Annotated in this window: 16 protein-coding genes; 9 read left to right on the top strand and 7 right to left on the bottom strand. The window is 55.1% G+C overall.

Going from position 1 to position 15,622, the window contains the following annotated elements; genetic code table 11:
- Positions 1–781: LPS export ABC transporter permease LptG (gene lptG / locus ABNS66_RS10405; RefSeq protein ID WP_348655316.1), on the top strand; the 781-nt coding region annotated here is incomplete at its 5' end.
- A 9-nt stretch (positions 782–790) separates the two neighbouring features.
- On the opposite strand, the gene ABNS66_RS10400 is transcribed toward lptG, so the two are convergent.
- A complete protein-coding gene (locus ABNS66_RS10400; RefSeq protein ID WP_286838789.1) occupies positions 791–1,270 on the bottom strand; it encodes an RDD family protein in 480 nt (159 codons plus the stop codon).
- 72 nt (positions 1,271–1,342) lie between these two features.
- Positions 1,343–1,816, bottom strand: a complete 474-nt coding sequence (locus tag ABNS66_RS10395) for a hypothetical protein (protein WP_204995854.1) — start codon at positions 1,814–1,816, stop codon at positions 1,343–1,345.
- Between the two features lie 200 nt (positions 1,817–2,016).
- Between ABNS66_RS10395 and ABNS66_RS10390 the strand changes: the two genes are divergently transcribed.
- Positions 2,017–2,694: a response regulator transcription factor gene (locus tag ABNS66_RS10390; protein WP_027873707.1), complete on the top strand. Its 678-nt coding sequence runs from the start codon at positions 2,017–2,019 to the stop codon at positions 2,692–2,694.
- Positions 2,681–4,078: a HAMP domain-containing sensor histidine kinase gene (locus ABNS66_RS10385; protein WP_204995853.1), complete on the top strand. Its 1,398-nt coding sequence runs from the start codon at positions 2,681–2,683 to the stop codon at positions 4,076–4,078. Before ABNS66_RS10390 ends, ABNS66_RS10385 begins: the two co-directional genes overlap by 14 nt.
- Positions 4,079–4,127: 49 nt before the next feature.
- Here ABNS66_RS10385 and ABNS66_RS10380 read toward each other — a convergent pair whose 3' ends face one another.
- Positions 4,128–4,601, bottom strand: a complete 474-nt coding sequence (locus ABNS66_RS10380; protein WP_204995852.1) for a hypothetical protein — start codon at positions 4,599–4,601, stop codon at positions 4,128–4,130.
- Between the two features lie 197 nt (positions 4,602–4,798).
- On the opposite strand from ABNS66_RS10380, the gene ABNS66_RS10375 reads away from it, so the two are divergent.
- The 3 genes from ABNS66_RS10375 (at position 4,799) to ABNS66_RS10365 (ending at position 9,445) form a co-directional block, all read left to right on the top strand.
- The gene (locus tag ABNS66_RS10375; RefSeq protein ID WP_286695799.1) at positions 4,799–5,854 is read left to right on the top strand and encodes an AraC family transcriptional regulator; all 1,056 of its coding nucleotides are present in this window, start codon (positions 4,799–4,801) and stop codon (positions 5,852–5,854) included.
- Positions 5,855–6,005: 151 nt separating this feature from the next.
- A complete protein-coding gene (locus tag ABNS66_RS10370) occupies positions 6,006–7,205 on the top strand; it encodes an acetyl-CoA C-acetyltransferase (RefSeq protein WP_286838791.1) in 1,200 nt (399 codons plus the stop codon).
- 65 nt (positions 7,206–7,270) lie between these two features.
- A complete protein-coding gene (locus tag ABNS66_RS10365; RefSeq protein WP_286838793.1) occupies positions 7,271–9,445 on the top strand; it encodes a 3-hydroxyacyl-CoA dehydrogenase NAD-binding domain-containing protein in 2,175 nt (724 codons plus the stop codon).
- A gap of 47 nt (positions 9,446–9,492) precedes the next feature.
- On the opposite strand, the gene ABNS66_RS10360 is transcribed toward ABNS66_RS10365, so the two are convergent.
- The gene (locus ABNS66_RS10360; protein ID WP_348655315.1) at positions 9,493–10,446 is read right to left on the bottom strand and encodes a 2Fe-2S iron-sulfur cluster binding domain-containing protein; all 954 of its coding nucleotides are present in this window, start codon (positions 10,444–10,446) and stop codon (positions 9,493–9,495) included.
- Between the two features lie 118 nt (positions 10,447–10,564).
- On the opposite strand from ABNS66_RS10360, the gene ABNS66_RS10355 reads away from it, so the two are divergent.
- Together ABNS66_RS10355 and ABNS66_RS10350 are read left to right on the top strand one after the other, a co-directional pair.
- On the top strand, positions 10,565–11,245 hold the full coding sequence (locus ABNS66_RS10355; protein ID WP_286838796.1) for a class I SAM-dependent methyltransferase: 681 nt from the start codon (positions 10,565–10,567) through the stop codon (positions 11,243–11,245).
- Positions 11,246–11,330: 85 nt separating this feature from the next.
- Positions 11,331–11,702 carry a TM2 domain-containing protein gene (locus tag ABNS66_RS10350; RefSeq protein WP_204996051.1) on the top strand — a complete coding sequence of 124 codons (372 nt, stop codon included), beginning with the start codon at positions 11,331–11,333 and terminating at the stop codon, positions 11,700–11,702.
- Positions 11,703–11,745: 43 nt separating this feature from the next.
- On the opposite strand, the gene bcsG is transcribed toward ABNS66_RS10350, so the two are convergent.
- The 3 genes from bcsG to bcsE are packed head-to-tail and all read right to left on the bottom strand — an operon-like array spanning position 11,746 to position 15,140.
- On the bottom strand, positions 11,746–13,362 hold the full coding sequence (gene bcsG, locus ABNS66_RS10345) for a cellulose biosynthesis protein BcsG (protein WP_286838798.1): 1,617 nt from the start codon (positions 13,360–13,362) through the stop codon (positions 11,746–11,748).
- The gene (locus ABNS66_RS10340; RefSeq protein WP_204995845.1) at positions 13,359–13,556 is read right to left on the bottom strand and encodes a hypothetical protein; all 198 of its coding nucleotides are present in this window, start codon (positions 13,554–13,556) and stop codon (positions 13,359–13,361) included. The genes bcsG and ABNS66_RS10340 overlap by 4 nt, the downstream gene beginning before the upstream one ends.
- Before the next feature lie 6 nt (positions 13,557–13,562).
- A complete protein-coding gene (bcsE, locus tag ABNS66_RS10335; protein ID WP_286838801.1) occupies positions 13,563–15,140 on the bottom strand; it encodes a cellulose biosynthesis protein BcsE in 1,578 nt (525 codons plus the stop codon).
- Positions 15,141–15,312: 172 nt separating this feature from the next.
- Between bcsE and ABNS66_RS10330 the strand changes: the two genes are divergently transcribed.
- Positions 15,313–15,555 (top strand): hypothetical protein, encoded by a 243-nt coding sequence (locus ABNS66_RS10330; RefSeq protein WP_286838802.1) that lies wholly within the window; start codon positions 15,313–15,315, stop codon positions 15,553–15,555.
- Positions 15,556–15,622: the final 67 nt, after the last annotated feature.

Genomic DNA, 15,622 nt, shown 5'->3' with positions numbered 1-15,622 from the left:
AACCGCCAAGTTGGTGATGGCGGTGGTGCGGCCGACGCTATTTATCACCTTGATTGGCTTGTTCGTCGCCGAATACGTTGCGCCAGCAGCCCAGCAAATTGCGGAAAGTCAGCGCGCGATTGCGTTGCAAAAGTCGACCAGCAGCCACTCGCGGCACGGAATGTGGCACCGCGAAAGCGACGCCTTTATGCATTTCAATGCGGTTCAGCCCAATGGCGTGTTGTATGGAGTAAGCATCTATCGCTTCGATGACCAGCAACGGCTGGTGCAAAGTACCTATGCTGAACGGGCCAATTACCTCGGTGGCAGCTGGATGCTTGAGGATGTCCGGCAAGTTGATTTCACTGAACAGCGTGCTGAGCAGCAGTTTTTCCCGCAGCGAGACTGGGAGTCTGATCTGTCACCGGAGCTGCTCAATGTTCTTGTGTTGGACCCTGAAGACCTCTCCATCAGCGGGCTGTGGCGTTATGCCAGTTACCTGAATAAGCAGGGGCTGAATGCGGGCGACTACGAGCTGGCGTTTTGGAATAAACTGCTGCAGCCGGTAACCATACTGGGCATGGTGTTTGTGGCGATCTCGTTTATCTTTGGCCCGCTGCGCGATGTGACAATGGGTTTTCGTATCTTCGTGGGAGTGATGGTCGGTATCGTGTTCCGCACCCTGCAGGATATTCTGGGGCCATCGAGCCTGGTGTATGGCTTCGACCCCATCTATGCCAGTGTGTGTCCGATCATCATCTGCTTTGCGGTCGGTGGCTTGCTGATGATGAAGCGCACGTAATTAGCGCCTCTATTTCTTATGCTTGGGAAGTTGTACCACGCGGCTAGATGAAGCCATGTCCTGCCAACTTCTTCCCTGCTTATCCAGCCACGCCCACCAGTATCCGGCCCCAAAAAGGAAAAAAGCCAGCGCTGCCACAGGTAGCCGAATCATCACTTGCTGCCATGTGACCTGCTCGCCAGAAGTTGACTCCAGTTTTAGGCGCCAGGCCTGCATGCCCAGGGTTTGCCCGCTTTTTCTCCAGAACCAGCCGTAAAAGGCAACAATAAGTACTAACAGATAGGCACTGTAGGCCCAGCCTTGCAATGGGGCATTGAGTTCGTGCACCACGCTATCGGTTGCCGGTGAGTTGCCCAGCTGCTTGGCATTAAGCAGAAGTGCCGGTAGTAGCGAGGCGACAAATAACACGGCAAACATCAGGAAGCCGTCATAAACAGCGGCGGCGAGGCGAGGCCAAACGCCGGCTACGGGAAAAGCCTGTTGAGTCATTTTTTTCTACCCAAATAAAAACGGCCGCCATTGTAGCAGAGCTATGGCGGCCGATGTTTATTGCCCTTGGGTCTAGAAGTTTACGGCCACCCCGAAGGCCAGTGAGCTGCTGCGGAGGTGGAGGTTGTAGTCGACGGCGAAGTTCTTGCTGGATTTCGCGACGCGAACCCGGCCATTTTCATCGGGAAGAAAGTTCATGGATGCACGTTTATGAATAGCGCGGTAAAGTGCTTTGGCGCCGAGTTTGATAAGCTCTTTTTTCGCCGCATTGCCTGTTTTAGCGCGGTGCTGGTTCATCCAGATGCGATTAAAGCGGGCTTCGGTGGCGCTGTGGGCGATAAAGCTCCCTGTCATTTCATCTTTTTCGATGCAAAAACGCAGGGTTGGCTGATAGCCAGGGCGATGGTCGGCGGGTAAAGTGAGCTCGCCATCGTAGCTGTTGCTTTTACCGGCGTGAGCCAGGGTGCAAAGCAGAGTGGCGGCGAGGGCCAGGATCACGCGCTGCAGGGAAGCGGGAATGATTGCGGTCTGAGTGATCGTGATCATGTGCTTGTATCCTCGGCTATGCTGGAATTATCGTTGTTGAGCATGGACTTAGAATATCCAGCGGGGCGCCGGGAAATAATCCGTAGATGTACCGTAGGGGTTTAGCCATAGGCCCTTAGTGGGCAACCGCTGATGCAATAGCGAATGCCAAGAAAAACTGTGTAGTGAGTCACAATAATGAACAAGGGAAGCCGTACGCGATGCGCATACTATTGATCGAAGATGACCTGAGTGTCGCTGAATATATTGTAAAAGGGCTGCGGGAGAGTGGTTATCAGGTTGAGCACGTGGCCGATGGCAAGTCCGGGTTGGTCAAGGCAACCACAGAGGAATACGACGCCCTGATTGTCGATCGTATGCTGCCCAATGTGGATGGCCTAACCATTATTCAAACCCTGCGAGCAGCCAACGACGCCACACCGGCGCTCATCCTGAGCGCCTTGGGTGAGGTAGATGACCGGGTGAAGGGGCTTAAAGCGGGCGGCGACGATTATCTGGTTAAACCCTTCGCCTTCGCCGAACTGCTAGCGCGCATTGAAGTGATACTGCGTCGCCACGAGTCCAGTTCTGCAGTGACACGCCTCAAGGTTGCCGATCTGGAAATGGACCTGTTGGCACACAAAGTGACCCGTGGCGGCGAAACCTTCAACTTGCAGCCTCGCGAGTACAAACTGTTGGAATACCTGATGCGCCACGCCGGTCAGGTCGTGACCCGCACCATGCTGTTGGAGAATGTGTGGGACTATCACTTTGACCCCCAAACCAATGTTATCGACGTGCATATCAGCCGGTTGCGGCAGAAAATAGACAAGGGCTTTGATCGTCAATTGCTCAACACTGTTCGCGGCGCCGGGTATATGTTGGATGATTCTGAGTAAGATATTTACCAGCTTTACCTTCCGGTTTTTGGTCAGCTACGTCGCGTGGCTGAGCGTGGCGGTATTTATGGTACTGGCGTTGATTTACGCCTTTATCGCCTACGATTTCTTTAGCGACGTACATCGCTCGGTCAAGCTTGAACTGGAGGCGCTCAGCCAGGCCTATGAAGAGGGCGGTAGCGAAGCCGTTGACGAATTCGTCGAGGTGCACAGCGGGCCGACGCGACTGATTCGGTTTTTTTATTTTGTCGGCGACGCCGAGAAACGCAAAATAGCCGGCAACCTCAATGAGTGGCCCGACGCCAAGGAATACCGCAATGGCTGGATCGGTTTCGACTTTGAGTCCTTAACCAATATGGCGGACCCGGTCGGCAACGAGTTTGTTGCGTTGTCCACCGAGCTGCCAAGTGGCGAGCGCCTGTTAGTGGCACGTCATTATGCCGATGTGCTTAACAGTACAAAGCTGGTCGCTGGGGCATTAACGCGTTCCATGGTTGCGACCATTATCCTCGGGACGATTGGCGGTGCGATCACCGCTGGGCTGAGTTTGCGGCGGATCGAGCACATCAATACCACCCTGCACCGCATCATGAGCGGCGATTTCTCCGAGCGCATTGATGTCAGTGGCAGCACCGGAGACTTCCGGCGCCTGTCGGAAAACGTCAACCAGATGCTCGACCGCATTGAGGTGTTGATGACCGGGGTCCGGCAAGTTTCCGATAATATTGCCCACGATTTGAGAACGCCCCTAACACGTCTTAGAAATAAGCTCAGCGATTTACACGACGACTGCAGCGACCCCGCCAATCGCGAGCAGGTGGAGGCATTAATAGAGGAAGCGGACGGCTTACTCGGTACCTTCAGTGCGTTGCTGCGCATTGCTCAGGTGGAGTCAGGTAACCGCCGCTCCGGTTTCGCCGATGTCGACCTGTGCACCCTTGTGTCTGACGTTATCGAGCTTTATGAACCGCTGGCCATGGAGAAAGACCAGCAGTTCAACACCGCGCTGGCGAGGGTGGGCAAAGTCACCGGGGACCGAAACCTACTCTTTCAAGCGGTGGCGAACCTGGTGGATAACGCCATTAAGTACACACCGGAGGGTGGTGAGGTGCAGGTGGGCTTATCGGTTGAGCCCGATTGCTACCGCGTGTATGTCGCAGATACGGGCATCGGTGTGCCGGATGCAGATCGTGAAAAAGTCTTTCAGCGTTTCTTTCGCGTAGAAAGCAGCCGCGGCTGCCACCCCGGTAATGGTTTGGGCTTGAGTTTGGTACATGCGGTGGTGAAGTTGCATGACGGCACAATTAGCCTGGAGGATAATCGGCCGGGCCTCAAAGTGGTGATGCGCCTGCCTCGCCAGAGCAGTGTGAGTAAAAAGGGGTAGGCGGCATGCCCTTTTTAAGCCTTGAACTGCCGCGAATGATGTAAGCGTTTTAGTCGTGGTCGAGAATGTGTAGGTGGTCGGTATTGGGCGCCTTTACTGCGGTCTCTCTGGGCTCTTGAAGGCGACTGCCCACTTGCGCCAAAGAGAGGGCGCTTGTGTCTATACTGACAGCATCCACCTGCCGACGTTCGTTTTCGCGCAGTACCGGGCTGCCCGTCGGGCACAGTGACAAGGTATCCTGGCTGTCGCCAATATTCTCAGCGATGGCGCGCTGTTGTGGGGTGCCTTTGGGGCAGGGCCGCGCTTCAGTAAGAATTCCGATTTTGTCGAAGCCGGCCTGCAAGCGCTGTACCTCCGCCGCATTGAGCGCCTTGCGAATACGGCTGCTGCGCCCGCGCAATAGTTTGTCTATTTGGTCGGGCGGGCGCTTAAACAGCGCGGCCAGCTGTTGGACAGCGCGATCGCGGTCGCTGCCAACAGCCAGGTGGCCGGTTAAGAAAAGATCGAAACGTTGCTCTTCCATCACTGTTAAGACACTCTGTTATCCATTTGTGCAAGCGAATCTGCGTTTATTACCTTATCTTCACAACTTAGCAGACAGTGTAGAGGGGTGTTAACATTCTGGCGGTAAATTTGTGACTTGGTTGGGTCTTGCTCCGTCGTGCGGCGGTGCCAGGGGCCAACAAGCTGTGCATTTGTCCGACACTAATAGCGAAGTTTATGGATCTTGAAGCTGTTCCCAGTCGTTTTGCTCGCTCTCTGCTCAACCTAGCGGTGGAGCGCGGCTACGATGCGGGCAAAATTCTGCAATATGCGCAGATTCCCTTCAATCCGATAGACAGCCGCAGTGACGGCTATCAGCCTCATATCACCGCGATGCAGTACACGCGCCTGTATCAACAGGTAATGAGCCTGATACAGGATGAAGCCTTTGGCTTGATGCTCGGTCACAAGGTGACGCCGGGTGCGTTTCGTATGATGTGTTATTGCCTGCTGGGTTGTGACAATCTGGGCAAGGCTATCAAGCGTGCCTGCGAGTTCTTTCGCACCTTCTACGAAGCCGATACCCAGATTCAGTTAGATACGCGCCGAGACAGTGCCATCGTGGGTTATGGCAGTGTAAAGAAGGGCTTTGCCGGCGATTTTGTGGAGGCCTCCGACCTCTATGGCCTGAGTTTGTGGCACCGTTTCTTTTGCTGGCTGGTGGGCACAAATATCGAGCTAAAAGAAGTGCGCTTCGCCGGTCAGGCGCCCCGGGAGCGGGCGCGTGTGGTGCGCTATCAGCAGCTGTTCGAATGCCCTGTGTACTATGGCCAGCTGCGTGATGAATTTGTCTTCGACACGCGCTATCTCAATTTTCCGCTAGTGCAGAACGAGCGCAGCTTAAAAGAGTTTTTGCGCACGGCGCCTTATCCGCTCATGGTGCTGAGCAGTGGTCGTGACGATGGCAGCCTGGTCGCCAGGGTACGCGCCATGATCGGCCAGGATTTCTCGCAAGGTTTCCCCAGTTTTGAACGGATCACCGAGGCCCTCAATATGTCGGCGCCAACACTGCGGCGGCGCCTAAAAAAAGAGGGAACGACCTTCCAGCAACTTAAAGACGAGTGTCGGCGCGATGCGGCGATGGCCTACTTGAGTGGCTCAGAGCTCTCCATTAACGGCGTCGCGGCGCTGATGGGATTTACCGATCCCTCGGCGTTTCACCGCTGTTTCAAAAAGTGGACGGGCATCACGCCGGGCGAGTTTCGTCAGCGAGAGCGCGATAGCGAAAGCTAACACCTGCCTTCTTCGGCTAAGTGGCTGTTAAATAAAACGAAATATCATAGATGTCAGTCCATTGACCGGATATGTTATTGCCCGCATCCCAGCTCAGACGCCATGCTTTGCCTATTTGACGTAACCCCAATCTACTTTGGCAGGACACAGCATGGCAGACGCTTTTATTTACGATGCGATTCGCACCCCGCGCGGCAAGGGCAAACAGGGCGGTTCGCTCTATGAAGTAAAACCTATTGACCTGGTGACGAATCTTCTTGAGGAGATGAAAGAGCGCCTCAATTTGGATACCAGCAAGGTCGAAGATTTGATCCTCGCCTGTGGCGAGCCAGTCAAGGAGCAGGGACAGAACATTGCCAAAGCGGCACTGGTCTACTCGAGCTGGGACGACATTACTACCGGTGCGCAGCTTCACCGCTTCTGTGCAGGTGGTCTGGATGCCGTGAATATGGCGGCGGCTAAAGTCGCTTCCGGTTTTGAAGAGCTAGTGGCTGCCGGTGGTGTTGAGTCCATGTCGCGCCTCGGTATTGGTGCCAGCGGCGGTGCAACCGGCGATCCGTGGGTGGCGATGAAGTCCTATTTTATCTCCCAGGGTTTGGGCGCCGACATGATTGCCACCATGGATGGGATCAGTCGTGAAGAGGTGGATGCGTACGCCGTGCGCTCACAGCACCGCGCCGCGCAGGCGCGTGACAATGGCTACTTCAAGTCCATCGTTCCCGTCCGCGATATGAACGGCGTTGTGGTGTTAGAGCAAGATGAGTTGATTCGTGCTGAAACCACTGCCGAGGGCCTGGCCAAACTGAAGCCGGCCTTCCAAATGTTCAACGATTTCGGTCACGGCGGCGTCGCCAAACTGAAATACCCCGAGTTGGAAAATATCGAATGCGTGCACACCGCGGGTAACTCCTCGGGTATTGTCGACGGCGCCGGTCTGGTGCTGATCGGCAGCGAAGCCGCTGGTAAAGAGCAGGGCCTAACACCGCGCGCACGTATCGTTAGCTGTGCGCTGGTTGGCAGTGAGCCCACCATCATGCTGGACGGTCCCGTTCCCGCGACACAGAAAGCACTGAAAAAAGCCGGCCTGAGCGTTGACGATATCGACCTGTTTGAACTCAACGAGGCCTTCGCGTCGGTGGTGCTGCGTTACCAAAACCGCCTTGGTATTCCCGATGAGAAAATTAACGTCAACGGCGGCGCAATCGCCATGGGTCACCCCATTGGCGCGACGGGTGCAATGATTCTCGGCACCCTGTTGGATGAACTCGAGCGTCGTGACCTGAAGCGCGGCCTGGTTACGCTGTGTGCCGGCGGTGGTATCGGCATCGCGACCATCATCGAGCGCGTGTAATTCGCGGGAACAGTGAATTTTTGGCTCGGCACTGGCTGCCGAGCGGCAAAGAGAGATACAGAACAATGGGATATATTCGTTTAGAGAAAGACGCAGACGGCATCGTTGAATTGATCTTTGATCAGCCGGGTAAAACTGTAAATACCATGGGCCTGGAGTACGACGAGGCCATGCGCGCAGCCGTGGCAGAATTGCAAGGTATGGTCGAGGCTGGCGGCGTTACCGGTATTTATCTGCGCAGTGGCAAGCCCAACCAATTCTTTGCTGGTGGCGACATCAAAGAGATGTTGGAGATGGATCTGAATCCACCTGCTGATAAGAAAAAAGAAATGTACGACGGCATTATGGCGACCAAAGCGCCACTGCGTATCCTGGAAACCCTGGGTGTGCCCGTAGCGGTGGGTATGAATGGCCCGGCGCTGGGTGGCGGTTTTGAAATCGCCTTGGCGTGTCACTATCGCGTGGCTGTCAAAGGCATTCAAATGGGCTTGCCGGAGGCGATGATCGGTCTGATGCCTGGTGCGGGTGGTGTTGTGCGTATGACCTACCTGCTGGGTATGCAGGAAGCGATTGGCCTGATTAGCCAGGGCCGACGCCTGAAGGCGGATAAAGCCTTGGAGAAGGGCCTGGTTAATGCCCTGGCCGATGACGAAGCGGATATGCACGCCCAAGCCAAGGCGTGGATCAAGCAAAATGCCAACACTGAGGGCGGCGTTAAGCAACCCTGGGATAGCGAAGGCTACAAAATGCCTGGCGGCGGCCCTGAAGAGGAAGCCAACCAGGGACTGACCTTCTTTGGCCCCGCCAATGTTATGGTCCAGACCAAGAACCTGATGCCGGCACAAAACGCCATCTTTGCCTGTGTGGTTGATTCTGCCCGTGTCGATTTCGATACCGCGCAGAAGGTTGAAGGTCGCTATTTCCTCAGCTTGCTGCTGGATCAAACGGCCCGCAATATGATGACCGCCTTCTTCGTGCAAATGGAAGCGTTGAATCGCGGCGCCAGCCGTCCGCAGGGCCCTGAGAAATTCAGCTGCCAGAAGCTCGGCATCATCGGTGCCGGTCAAATGGGTGCGGGTATTGCGACAATGGCCGCTCAGAAAGGTATTGACGTCGTACTCAAAGATATCAGCATGGAGAATGCTGAGCGCGGTAAGGCCTACGCCGAAGCCTACTTTGATAAAGGCATCAGCAAGGGCAAGGTGACCGAAGAGAAGAAAGCGGAGTACATGGCGCACATTCTGCCCAGCGCTGACTACGCAGACTTGAAAGGCTGTGAGCTGGTGATTGAGGCGGTATTTGAAGACCGCAAGATCAAGGCAGCGGTAACGCAGGAAACGGAAGCGGCGCTGGATGCCAGTGCAGTGTTTGCCTCGAATACCTCAGCCTTGCCAATCACCGAGTTGGCGCAGGCGAGCAGCCGCGCTGAAAACTTCATTGGCATGCACTTTTTCTCGCCCGCTGAAAAGATGCCGCTGGTTGAAATTATCCGCGGCGAAAAGACCAGTGACGAGACCTTGGCGAAAGCCTTCGACTTGGCCCAGCAGCTGGGTAAAACCCCCATCGTTGTAAACGATGCTCCAGGCTTCTTCACCACTCGGGTTATCGGTAAAACGGTATCTCAAGGCGCTGAAATGCTGGAAGAGGGTGTTAATCCGGTACTTATCGAATCGGCGGCGCGCGACAATGGTTCACCTGTTGGGCCGCTGGCGGCGATCGATGAAATCAGCCAGGAAACTGCGTACAAAAATGGCCAGCAAGCCAAAGCCGATGCAGAAGCGCAGGGCAAAGTGTGGGAAGACAATGCAGCGTCCCGCATTCTCGACCGCATGGTGAATGAGTTCGGGCGTCGCGGTAAAGTTCACGGTGGCGGCTACTACGAGTATCCCGAAGGTGGCAAAAAGCACATGTGGCCTGGCCTCAAAGAGGCGTATGCGCCAAATGGATACATCGATATGCCCTACGAAGACATTAAGGACCGCCTTGTCTTCAGCCAATGCCTAGAAGCCGTACGCGCGATGGAAGAAGGCGTGGTAACCAACGTCGGCGACGGCAACATCGGTTCCATTATGGGGATTGGTTTTCCCGCGCAAACGGGTGGTGTCTTCCAGGCGATTAATGCCTATGGTTTGAAGGCATTCGTGGCGCGCGCTAAAGAACTGCAAGCACGTTACGGCGATGTGTTTGCCGTTCCTGCGCTGCTGGAGCAGCGTGCAGAAAGTGGTGAGCTGTTCCTGTAAGACGCGCATTTTTTGTGAGTGTAAAGGCCGGCATATGCCGGCCTTTTTTATGCCCGCTGAGTAAAATCCAGAAAGGACTCGCAGAATATGTGAGAGCGCGACGCGCCGCGCATAAAAAGGCGCCGCTGATAGTGCCGGACGAAGTCAGTGCTGCCGCTCAGATAGCAGGCGGTGTCAGATAGCGCTCCCAACTTATCAAGCACATCATCCAGTTCCGAGGCGGCGCTGTCTGCCCAGCTGGCGCTTGCCACGGTGATATCCGCCTGCTTGGCCAGCTCCTCTAGCGTCGTGCAGTGGTAGGCTTGCTGTGTCGAGCGATAGGCGTGGATCAACGTAATGGGTGTGGCGGGGAGTTCTTGCAAGGCGTGTTGGGCCAGGGCAAGGAGCGGCGCCAGGCCGGTGCCGTTACCCAGTAATAATATACGCTTGGTTCGCGCGTCGCTGCGCAGTGTGAAATCTCCGAGTGGCCCTTGCAGCGTGACCTCACTACCTACCTCGGCGCGGCACAGCGCGTCGCTGACTTGCCCGCCCTCGTAGCGGCGAAGTTGCAGCCTCAGGTTGCCATCGTCGGCGAGGTTGCTCGCGGAATAGCAGCGGTAATCGACGCCGTTTACTGACACACTAAAGTACTGACCGGCCTGCCAGCGCAGTCGCGTGCCCAGGGTGAGTTCCCAAACCTGTTCGTTCAGAGCGCTTCGCGCGACAATACTGGCAGTGTGTTGGTCATTTTTTGGGGAAATACCGCGAATTTCTAAGCCTTCTGAGGGCTGTAACTGGCAACTAAGCGCGATACCGTCGGCTCGCTCATCGGGGCGCAGCCCCTGTTGCGCGAGGTGCATTTGCTGCGCCGCCAGTGGGCCGTTTACTTTGACTCGGCAGCTTTGGCAAGCACCTGCTTGGCAACCGTGAGGAATCTGCTGGCGGTGACGCAGTAAACACTGCAGCACAGTCTCCGTTGGCAGGTAGTCCAGGGTTTGATCATTGAAGCGAATGCTGGGCATAGTGAGTTGTCTGCTGCGAGATAACCCGGAAATGGTACTTTGCCTGGCGTGGGCTGTCAGCGACTTTTTAACGGACGAATAGCGGTGCGTAGCGCAATGGAGCGGAGGGAAAAATACGGTGGCTGACAGCGAGAAACAGATAGTAGAGAGCTGGCAAAGGAATGCGGGGCCTTGGGTTGCTGCCCTTGATCAACAGGCAATCGCCAGCCGGGTGGCGGTAACAAATGGGGCAATTGTTAACGCTGTGCTGAGCCATCACCCGCAACGCGTTCTGGATGTGGGTTGCGGAGAGGGCTGGCTAATGCGTGAGCTTGCTGGGTACGGTGTTGACGTTGCCGGTTTTGATGCCGTCGCCGAATTGGTGGCGGAGGCAATAGCGCGGGGCAGCAAGAATTGCCAGTGCATTGCCTATGAGGCGCTAGATGAGGTGGTATGGCCGCAAACATTCGATTTGGCGGTGTGTAACTTTTCTCTGCTGGGTGAATCAGTCGAGCAGCCCTTGAGGTCGCTCAAGCGGGCCTTGGCGGCTAGTGGCCATTTATTGGTGCAAACCTTGCACCCCTGTTTTATTACACGCGGCGAGAGTTACTACTCAAGGTGGTTAACGGGCAGCTGGGAAGGCTTGCCTGACCACCTTCATCAGCAATTTAAGGATGCGCCGCCGTGGTATTTTCGCACGCTCGGTGACTGGTCTTTAGTATTTCAACGGGCGGGCTATAGCATCGCGAACGTTGAGGAGCCGAACGCGGGCAAGGGTGCGATGCCGTTATCCATTCTATTCCATTTGCGCCCCGTGTAAGGTGGCGTAACGAAAACTGCAAGCAGTGGGAGGGGAAGTGTCTACTAAGTTGTCTGCGCCCGGCAGTGATACTCATAATATCGTTATTGCCTACGTATTGTGGCTATTCGGCTTCATGGGGGCTCACCGTTTCTATTTGGGACGGCCGATAAGCGGAACACTGTATTTTTTTACCCTGGGCTTGTTTTTTATCGGCTGGATTATCGACTTAGTGTTGATTCCCGCCATGGAGCGCTCCGCCGATCGACGCTATCAATCAGGCACTGCCAGCTATTCCGTCGCATGGATATTGCTAACCTTTCTGGGTATTTTCGGTTTGCATCGTTTCTACCTCGGTAAATGGCTGACTGGGATTGTGTATTTACTAACGGGCGGCGTGTTTCTGCTTGGCGTTATATATGACTACTGGACGCTCAACGAACAAATCAGCGAGCACAATACACGCCTCTTCCACTAGCCTGAATGGGCCTGTTCACAGGCCCTGGTAGTCTTAACAGGCTCTAGTAGCGCGTCCAGCTGCTGCCATCGAGTGACAGATAGCTCTCGCCGTCGATACTGAGCATTGTGCTGCCATCATTCTGAGAGACAGGCTCGGTGCGGGGAAGGGTGCTCAGCCAGTCACTGGTGCTAAATTGCTTATTGGCAAAAATATCGGCAGCCATAAAGTCAGCCAGCAGTTGGCCAATGGCTTGATAGCTGCTGGGCTGAGTAATACGCGCGGCGGGGCCCTGACGCTCCAGGTTTGGGCCAATGAGCTTGATGGCAACCGGCACCTTTGTAATCGCCGGTGTGGGAATTTCACGCATTCCCGGAATTTGCATGGCGTCGCCGCGCAGCCCCGCGCCGTGCTCGGGAACTAGCACGACAACAACATTTTTGCCGCTTTGCTGAAGGCGGTCTAAGAAGCGTGAAATATCGCCAAATAAGCGATCCATTCGGCGCTTATAACTTTGGGCGCCGCGCAGATTTTCCCGACTGTCCAGTAGGCGGTTGCCATCGTGCAGACTGGTGGTGTTGTACAGCGCGACTGTTGAGGGAGACGGCGATTGTAGCCGCTGTTGCCACCAGTTCTCCAACACCGCGAGGTCGCTGTATATCGGCGATCCGTCAAAGGCCTTCTGTGCTTGGGGGATGCCCGCAAGGGGAAACAGTTCAGCGTCGACGTGGCCAAGTTGGCGTGTGCTCTCGAGAAAATTGTCGAAGTGACCATCGTGATTCATCAACAGGGCGTGGTCGTAACCCTGTTGCGTAAACTGGGTCATTAGCAGGCACTGGTCACTGGTTTCTTCATAGAGTCCAGAGTGGGGTAGCTGCCCACAACTCGCTCTGCTTAGCCTGAGAACAGCCGGGCCGCTGTAACTGGTGGCCGAGTTAAATTGTTCAAAGACAAAGTCAAAGCGCTGCAATAACGGGTGCTGTCGCTGCTCAACGACATCAAGGTCGTCCCAGGAGAGGGAGCAAACGCTGAGGAAAATAACGTCGAAGGCCTGGCGTTCTTCCGCGAGAGGCGGGAAGCGAACCTGGCGTCGAGCTTCTCGGCTGAAGAAGCTGCTCAGGTAGTTGTTTAGTGCCTCGTCGCCCTGCGGCGAGCCACTCGCCTGCGCTTCATGTTCGCCGTGTCCGTCTGCTGGAAGGCTGGCGATGGGGGCGGTCGGCTGTGGGCTCAGGCTGTGAAGGCTTGCTGCGAAAAGTGCTAATAGCACGAATGATGTTAAACGAAAGTAGCGGTTGGCTATGAGGTAAACGGCAATGCCTACAACCGCGATTAGGGGGTTGATATCAGGTACAAAACGCCAGGCGAGTTCGACGAGATAATCCGACTCAAAGTGGGAGAGTTGTTCGAGTTGAGCAAATAACCGTTCCAGTGGAGGCAGATTAGAATCCAGGTGGATTAGCCATAGCGCGAAGATCACGGCGCTGATCTGACGAGCCACGCGCAATACAGGAAGAGAAACCGGTAACAAAAGAAAGATCGCAAATGCGACATTTTCCACGACGTGAAACTGCATTTTTCCCTGAAAATACAGCACCAACTTAATTAAAAAATAGGCGTTCCAGATCGCCAGCTCGGGTAGCACTAACTCCTGCGATTGAAGCTTGCGGACCTTGCCATTCATTGTTGGGCGTCATCCTTGTTTGAGGGGGCATTGGCCGTTGGTGTCGTCGGTCGATAGCGGCGAAGATGGCGGGGTTCAAGATGGCGATGCATGAATTGACTAAAACCCAGCAGCGCCTCGCGAAAAAAATAACCCAGCAGTAGTCCGACGACCAGGCTGCAGCTCACAGTGAGCATAAAGTCATGGATATTCATGGCTGCTTACTCGCTCTCACTTTGTATTGTAGTGTCCAGTCGGCGGCGTTTTGCAAAGGCGGCCGCGCCGCGCTGCTTTTCTGCCGGGGCAAGCGGGCGGTGCTGTGAACGATGGTCCATTAGTTTGCGGGCTCGCTGTGCATTGATGGACGGGGAGGCTAGCAAGAGTTTGTCTAGCAGTTCATCAATATCGTCGGCATCACAGTGCAGCAGGCGGCTGGCGAATAAATCATTCACCGGCAAATCTAAACTGTTGCGCAGCGCCGTATCTACGTCTCGTAAAGAGCAGGCGTAGAGAAAAAAGTACACTTTACCGTCGACGACAGTAAGTAAGTCTCCTTCTCGTCGCAGGCGGCACAGACCAAAAATCTGCTCTATGCTGATGCCTGGTAACGGCATGAGTTCAACAATCAAATGCTGAAGTTCACTGAACAGGCTGTTGTCGAAGGCCCGCCTTGCGTAGCGAGCGAAGGCAGACGGTTCGGTGTAGCCGTAGTCGCTGGAATAGGGGCGCGTTTCTATCAGTTTATTCAAGCTGCTGGGCAGGTTGCGCGTAAATACGTGGCCTTGAATTGCTGCCACTAAGCTGTGTACAGCGCTTGCGTGGACCCCATGGGGGATGATTAGACTGCAGCCAGCTCTAAGCAAGTAGGCCTCATCTGCCGCACGCAGGCAGCGCAGTGACTCGCGTACAAGAATCTTTAGCTGCTCGCCGGCACTTGCGCGAAGCTGGTAAATCATTAACGCCAGGGTTTCGATATCGTCGGCCTGTTGGCAGTCGAAGATGACGGTTGCCGCGACGACGCCGTCGAGACTTTCAAGCAGTGCGCTGTTGTCGCTTTGCTCGGCAATGACATTCGCACTTTTGTAAAGCTCTTCTTTAAGGCGCTGCACGGTGTAGATGGTGTCGACGTCACTGCTCTCGATCGTGGCGTTCGCCTGTGGCTTCAGTAACTGCTCAAGATGCTCGATCGCATGATGGCTGTCGAGCTCTAGCAAAAATTCCTGGTGTGCCAGCATGCCCTGGGGGCTGAGCCAGTGATCAATGAGTAGCGAGTAGCGCAGCTTGGACATGCGGGTTTGTGTTGCGATCCCGGACAAGGTTTTGCTGTGGCGTTTTAACAGTGGCCGCAGTGTTTCACAGGGGCCGCAAACAAGAAACATGATGCGGTATTGGCCGCGCCGACAAAAGCGGCGCCACGCGCCCAGCGCCTGCTGAAGTTTAGCGGGTGAAGAGCGGTCGAAGCTGTCTTCATTTAGGACGACACAAAGCCCGCTTTTACGCGGTAGCGAGAGCCTTTCGGTGTCGCGCAGCAGTTGCTTTAAATTGAGTGTCTTCGAACTGTGGTTGAAAAAGCAGCCCGCTGAACGAGATTGGCAAAGATTTGCCAGCGCCTGCTGGTCTTGCTCATCCAGGCCATTGAAGACGTTTTTCTGCGTTTCTTGAAAGACAAAACTCTGGTGACTTGATGAAAGCAGCGAAAGTGTAGCGATGAAATCGGCGTAGGAATGACCCAGCAAGCAGAACAAGCCGTCCTGTGACAGGGTCTCTTCAAAACTGTGTTGTATCGCCTGAATACTCATTCGCTGTGCTGTCTCGTATATTTCGGGACGTAATACGCGGTGATTGCACTATAGCGCAGGGGGCGTCAGAATGGCTAGGAATCGCGGCTGTGCCTGACAAAAACCCTATAAATATAGGTGTGATTGCCAATGGTTGCCGACGCGAGCTTCGGCTAGATTTGGGACTTAGTGTATGGATATTCCGCCCAAGGAAAAAACGATGGAGCTGCAGGAGCACGCTCGAGAATCTCAGCGCGTTGGCAAGCTCAGTGCTGAGCCGTTGAGCCGTGATATACGATCGGTGATGCGCGCGCTGGGTGCGGGCGCGGCCTTTTCCTATAAAGAGAACTTCAGAGTGAATGAACGCTCGCGGCTGATGACTCGCTGGCCGCTATTGCAGGCACTTAATCGCCGCGATGACAATAGCGAGTGCTGACGCGTGCTTGAAACTCACCCAGTGGCTTACGTTGTGACTCGCCTTGCGACTTACGTTGTGGCCTACG

It is taken from the genome of uncultured Spongiibacter sp., from assembly GCF_964011655.1.
GTDB classification, from domain to species: Bacteria; Pseudomonadota; Gammaproteobacteria; order Pseudomonadales; family Spongiibacteraceae; genus Spongiibacter; species Spongiibacter marinus.
This window is presented reverse-complemented; position numbering and strand designations above follow the sequence as displayed.